Below are 5,860 nucleotides of genomic sequence, written 5' to 3' on the forward strand. Positions count from 1 at the left end.
GGCCAGCATGAAGTGCTGGTGCACCATGCCGATCCCCGCGGCGATGGCGTCCTTGGGCGAACGGAAGTGCTCCTCCCGGCCGTTGACCTCGATCGTGCCCCCGTCCGGGCGCTGCATCCCGTAGAGGATCTTCATGAGGGTCGACTTGCCGGCGCCGTTCTCGCCGCACAGGGCGTGCACCTCGCCGGCGCGGACCGTCAGGTGCACGTCGCTGTTGGCGACGACGCCGGGGAACCGCTTGGTGATGCCGGTGAGGACGACCGCGGACTGGGTGGCGACCTCGGTGTCGGTCATATGGGACTTCCTTTACAGGAAAGACCCGTGGGTGCATGGCCTCGCCACACACCCACGGGCGTCACACCTCGTCAGATCAGCTGCTCGGCGTGGTTGAAACCTTGATCTTGCCGTCGATGATCTGCTGCTTGTAGGCCTCGACCCAGCTCTTGGTCTTGTCGTCGATCTTCCCGCCAGACGTCGAGTAGCCGACGCCGTCCACCTTCAGGTCGAAGACCTGCGGCAGGGAGGTGAGGTTGTTCGACGCGACCGCGGAGATGAAGTCGAACACCGCGACGTCGACCCGCTTGAGCATGGACGTCAGGATGATGTCCTTGTAGTCGGCGACGACCTTCTGGTTGTACTGGTCGGAGTCGACGCCGATGGCGAGCACGTTCGCGTCCTTGGCGGCGGCGAACACGCCCTTGCCGGAGGCACCCGCGGCGTGGTAGACGACGTCCGCGCCCTGGTCGATCAGGCCCTTCGCGGCGACCTGGCCCTTGGGCGGGTCGGCGAAACCGGTGAGGTCGCCCGCCTCGGTGATGTACTTCGAGACGATCTTGGCTTTCGGCGCGACGGTCTTCACGCCCTGCTCGAAGCCGGCCTGGAACTTCTGGATCAGCGGCACGTTGACGCCGCCGACGAAGCCGATGGTGCAGCTCTTGCTCTTCAGCGCGGCGATGACGCCGACGAGGAAGGAGCCCTCCTGCTCGGCGAAGCCCAGCCAGGTGATGTTCTTCGGCGCGTTCTCCGCGAAGCCGTCGACCACCGCGAAGTGGATGTTCGGGAACTCGGCCGCGACCTTGACGGTGGCGTCGGTGTACCCGAAGCCGATGGCGACCACCGGGTTGTCGCCGTCCTGCGCGAGCTGGCGGAGGCGGGTGATCTTGGAGTCCTCGCTCTCCTGGTCGGTGGCGGCGAGCTCCTTGGTGTTCTTCACGCCGATCTCGGCCTTCGCCTTGTCGAGCCCGGCGGCGGCGGAGTCGTTGAACGACGCGTCGCCACGGCCGCCGATGTCGAAGGCCATGCCGACCTTCAGCGCGCTACCGTCCACCTTGGAGCTGCTCTGGGACGACGAGGTCTGCTCAGTCGCCGCCGCCGGCTTGGCCACGGTCTTGCAACCCGCGGCGCTGCTGCTGTCGCCACCCGAAGAGTTGTTCGAGGATCCAGAGTCCTTCGCACAACCGACCACGGACAGCACGCTGGTCAGCGCGATCGCGGCGACCGCGACTCCCCGCTTGAAGCGCAAGGCTTTCTCCTTCCGCGTTCATTCCGCGCCCGGCCGAGCGCCGAACGCCAACTGATGGCGAGACCGTACTCTGCGGTCGCCGAAGTGCTACCGCCGCGTAGAGCCGCGTGACCCAATCGTTCCTTGGGGGACCTGCGAGTAGCACTGACCGTGATCACCTACGTGCGTTGTGGTCAATTGTGACGGTCGTGTTTCCCGTGGTCCGCGCCTCTACAGCACCCCACCGACACCCAGAGACGTCACGCCCTCCCGTGTGGGCCACTTGTCCACAGCCCCCCGAGTTATCCACAATTCCCAGCTCCCCGCCACCCGAACCCGCCCCAACCCGGCACGATCGACCCATGCAACCGACAGTCCACCCGGACCACCACGTACCGCCGCTACTCCACCACCCGGAAGGTCAACCCGGCCCGCACCAGCCGCGCGATCAACCGATCCCCCATGGCGACGGCGGTCGTCACCTGCCCCGACACCTTCGGCAGGTCGTCGAAGGCGAGACACAACGCCGCCTCGCCCAACATCTTGGCCGTCTCCCCGTATCCGGGGTCGCCCCCGGACACCTCCGTGACCACCCGCCGCCCACCCCCTTCACCGACGAACCGCACCCGGAACCAGGCCTTCTCCCGTCGTTCCGGCGTCGGACCGTCCCCCGAGGCCATGCGCCCGAGCAGCCAGTCGCGGGTGAGTGGCACCTGCGCGAGCACCACAGCCGCCCCGAGGGCGCCGGCGATCCCGGCCGCCACGGGCAGCTTCTTGATCGCGAGGTAGTGGCTGTAGGTGAAGGCCGGCCCGTACCGGTCAAGCGCCCGCGCCGACCGCAACACCACGATCGGGTCGATCGTGGGCGCGGGCAGCAACCACGCGTCGACGGCCTTCTCGAACCGCGGCCGCCCCTTGACGCCCTTCACCGAGCGCCCGTCCGGCCGGGGCTCGGCCTGTCGGCGCCGCCTGGCGACCGCCCCCATCTCCCGCAACCGGGAGAAGGCGGTGATGGCGGAGTGGTAGGTCCCGGCCGAGAAGGCCCCGGAGAGCGAGAGGTACCCCTCCACCGCCAGCGGCACGCCCTCGGGCAGCTGCTGGACGGTGAACAGAACCCCCAGGTCATGAGGAATGGAGTCGAACCCGGCGGCATGCACGATCCGCGCCCCACTGGCCACCGCCTTGTCGTGGTAGCCGAGGTACATCCGGTCGAAGAACTCGGGCTCCCCGGTGAGGTCGAGGTAGTCGGTCCCCTCCTCGGCACACACCGCGACCAGCGGCTCTCCGTAATGGTGATAGGGCCCAACAGTGGTAACCACCACCCGAGCCCGCGAGGCGACGGCACGCAAGGACTCACGATCAGTCACATCAGCAACGAGCAACTCCAACCCCGCACACGAAGGGTTGATCTCGGCAAGCCGATCCCGCACCGCCGACAGCTTCTCCCGAGACCGCCCGGCAACAGCCCAACGACAGCCGACAGGCGCGTGCGCGGCCAGATACTCAGCGGTGAGCCCTCCGGTGAACCCGGTGGCCCCGAAGAGCACAACGTCGAACTCCCGCCCCACCGACATGGGCAAACACCCTCCCAACCTCAAACCTACCGAGGAGTAATGACCATACCGTCCCCAAGCAGGTCCAACCGCCCGAGAAGAAGCCCTCGCCGACCGCAGCGCCCACCCTCATGTCGGGTGACCGGCGGGAACCGCACCCTCCGGCTCCCGCAAATCCCGTCGCGACGTGAAGTTAGGCTCCCGACGAGGTGGTGTTCCGTGCCTTAATCAGCCAGCAGTCCGACGACCGGCCACAGCCAGCGGCACCGGCGCCGGCACGGCCCGGTCCTTGACGAGCTGAGCTTCGCCAGCCGGTTCGTCTCCGGCCGGATCGAATCCAACCGGCCGTCGCGGGCGACGCCTCCGCGCCCGGCGGGCGACCTGGGCCGGGCGCTCGTCGAGCACATTTGCCCGGCTGGTGACCACGGCCTGGAAGAGGCGCGCCGGCCACCTGCCAGCAGCGAGGCCAGGCCGCCGGGGATCGTCCTGCCCTACCTGCCTGACCTACCTGCCTGACCGACTACCAAGGCCAGACCTGGCAGCAGCGATGGCACGCCAACCCGTTGGGGCCAGGCGAGGCAGGCGCCGGCATCCTCGGCTCACGGCGCGAAACCGGCATGGCGATCTGGCAGGGCCTGCGGTCGTTGTTCTGCCTACACGTCCTCCAACCGTTGCTGCTGGCGTTCCGGGTGAACGACTTCAAGGAATACGGCAGGTCTTCGTCGCGGCGCAAGGTGATCCGCTGCTGGGGAAGTACGCCGAGCAGACCACCGTGGCCGACGTGTCCTGGGCGCACCGGCGGGAAGGCTGTTCGACGTGTGCTGCCTGCTCACCGTCCAGGGTGTCAGCCTGGCCGATCTCACCCCGGCCGCGTTGCCGCACTGCGGGCACGAGACCCGCCGCGTCCGCGCGATCACCCACCCCGGAAGGAAGTACGCGGCAACTGCTCATCGGCTACTTCACCCCCACCCGCCAGGTCGAACTGGGCGTGTCCAACCTCGCAATCGTGCGGTGATCACCACTGGGTGGCGCGCCCGCTCCGTATCGAGGTCTCGGCCTGCTGGCCGGACCCCGAGAACTGATCCATTTCGGTATGAGAGTCGGTCATCGGTGGGTGCAGGCGGCAGCGTAGTCCGCTGGTGCCTGGTAGCCGAGCGAGCTGTGTCATCGGCGGTGGTTGTAGTCGTGTTTCCAGTCGGTGATCACCACGCGTGCGTGTGTGAGGGACCCAGAAGATGTTGATGTTGAGGCATTCGTCGCGGACTCGGGCGTTGAACGACTCGACGTAGCCGTTGCGCCACGGTTCACCGGGCGGGATGAATGACAGGCCAACACGTTCGCCTGCCCAGTCAGCCATCGCGGCGCAGGCCAGCTCAGGGCTGTTGTCGCAGCGCAGCACCACCGGGTATCCACGGTCCAGGGCGAGGCGGTCGAGTTCGTCGATGAGCCGGTCTGCGGTGATCGAGCGGTCCACGAGCCCGCCGAGGCACTCGCGGGTGTGCTCATCGATGATGGACACGATCTTGACCGGCCGGCCGTCGGTGGTGGCGTCGAACTGGAAGTCCACCGCCAGACCCGGTTCGGTGCATCAGCCTTGGGCGGGTCTGGCGCGGTCGAGATGCCGGTGGGTTTGCGTCGCCGGCGTTGCGGCACCCGCAAACCCTCCTCACGCCACAACCGCTGGACTCGCTTGTGATTTGACGTGCCAGCCCTCGCCGCGGGCATCGGCATAGGCGTTGCGGAACCCGCGCCGAGGATGAGCCTTCGCCCAGCCACGCAACCAGGCCCGCAGCGCCGCTTCCGGATCGCCTGGTGTCGTGCTCGCCGGCTCACGGCGCTGCGTTGCGCGGTGCTGGCCGGTCACCCAACAGGCGAACCGCTCGGACACACCCAGGACGGTCATCAGGTGGTGCACGGCGGCCCGGCGGCGCTCCGGGCTCAGAAGTTTCCCTTGGCGTTCTCCTTCAACACGGCCTTCTCCAACTCGGCGTCGGCGAGCAGCCGCTTGAGCGTCGACTTCTCCCGCTCGAGATCCTTGAGCCGTTTCGCGTCGTCGGCCTTCAACCCGCCGAACTGGTTACGCCAGCGGTGATAGGTCTGCTCGGACACCCCCAACTCACGACACACCGCCGCCACATCCTTGCCCTCGGACAACAGCCGATCCGCGGTCGTCAACTTCCGCACGATCTGCTCCGGTGAATGCCGCTTCCTCGTCGCCATGAACATCGAGCCGTCCTGCCCGTACTCAGGCATCCAGACTCTCACTCGAACTGGACCAACGAATCGGGGTCAGGCCACTGCGACAAAGCCGAGGCCGCCGAATCGATATTCCGAGTGGACTACTACCGGGGAGATATCTGGCCGTCAGTTGGGGAGGTCGTTGGCTACCGGCGGGGCCGTAGATGGGTGCCTACGGGGATTCTTCACCGGCTGCCGTCAGTATGAACGCAAAACCTCAGTTGTCCCGGAGTCGTCATTTTCGGGTGATTCGGTAGCGTTCGGTCACGTAGCCGAGCAGGACCATTCCGAGGCTGGGCAGGGTGTACTTGAGCTGCGGCCAGTTGTCTTCGCGAGGCGGGTCGACGCTGGCGGTTTCCGGATAGAGCGCGGCGGAGAGTTGGGTGAGCCCGTACAGGCTTGCGATGATTGTCGCACTGTCTAGTGACGCGCGTGATCGGCCTGGTTTCCACAGGTGGTACAGGGTCGCCAGGGATAGTGAGCCATTCCGCGTAACCGTTGGTGACTTAGGGTAGCAGTGGTCTTCGGTGTTGATGACACGCCGAAGGTGTTGCCATACAACAGAAGA

4 protein-coding genes and 1 pseudogene are annotated in these 5,860 nt (G+C 66.9%); all 5 read right to left on the minus strand.

The window, feature by feature from the left end; translation table 11 throughout:
* A partial coding sequence (locus ACJ73U_RS36060; RefSeq protein WP_407782242.1) for an ATP-binding cassette domain-containing protein occupies positions 1 to 294 on the minus strand: 294 nt, incomplete at its 3' end.
* A gap of 76 nt (positions 295 to 370) precedes the next feature.
* Complete coding sequence (locus ACJ73U_RS36065; protein ID WP_407782243.1) at positions 371 to 1,522, minus strand: BMP family protein; 1,152 nt, start codon at positions 1,520 to 1,522, stop codon at positions 371 to 373.
* A 380-nt stretch (positions 1,523 to 1,902) separates the two neighbouring features.
* Entirely contained in the window at positions 1,903 to 3,075 is a 1,173-nt protein-coding gene (locus tag ACJ73U_RS36070; protein WP_407782244.1) for a saccharopine dehydrogenase family protein, read from the minus strand.
* 1,143 nt (positions 3,076 to 4,218) lie between these two features.
* Positions 4,219 to 5,274, minus strand: a pseudogene (locus ACJ73U_RS36075) (IS3 family transposase).
* A 253-nt stretch (positions 5,275 to 5,527) separates the two neighbouring features.
* Positions 5,528 to 5,860: DUF6640 family protein (locus tag ACJ73U_RS36080; RefSeq protein WP_407782245.1), on the minus strand; the 333-nt coding region annotated here is incomplete at its 5' end.

This window comes from Actinophytocola sp. (assembly GCF_045807065.1).
GTDB lineage: Bacteria > Actinomycetota > Actinomycetes > Mycobacteriales > Pseudonocardiaceae > Actinophytocola.

What these genes read in the sequence shown, in the direction of transcription:
- ACJ73U_RS36070 (WP_407782244.1), bottom strand. Translation starts at nt 3,075, where the DNA reads ATGTCGGTGGGGCGGGAGTTCGACGTTGTGCTCTTCGGGGCCACCGGG.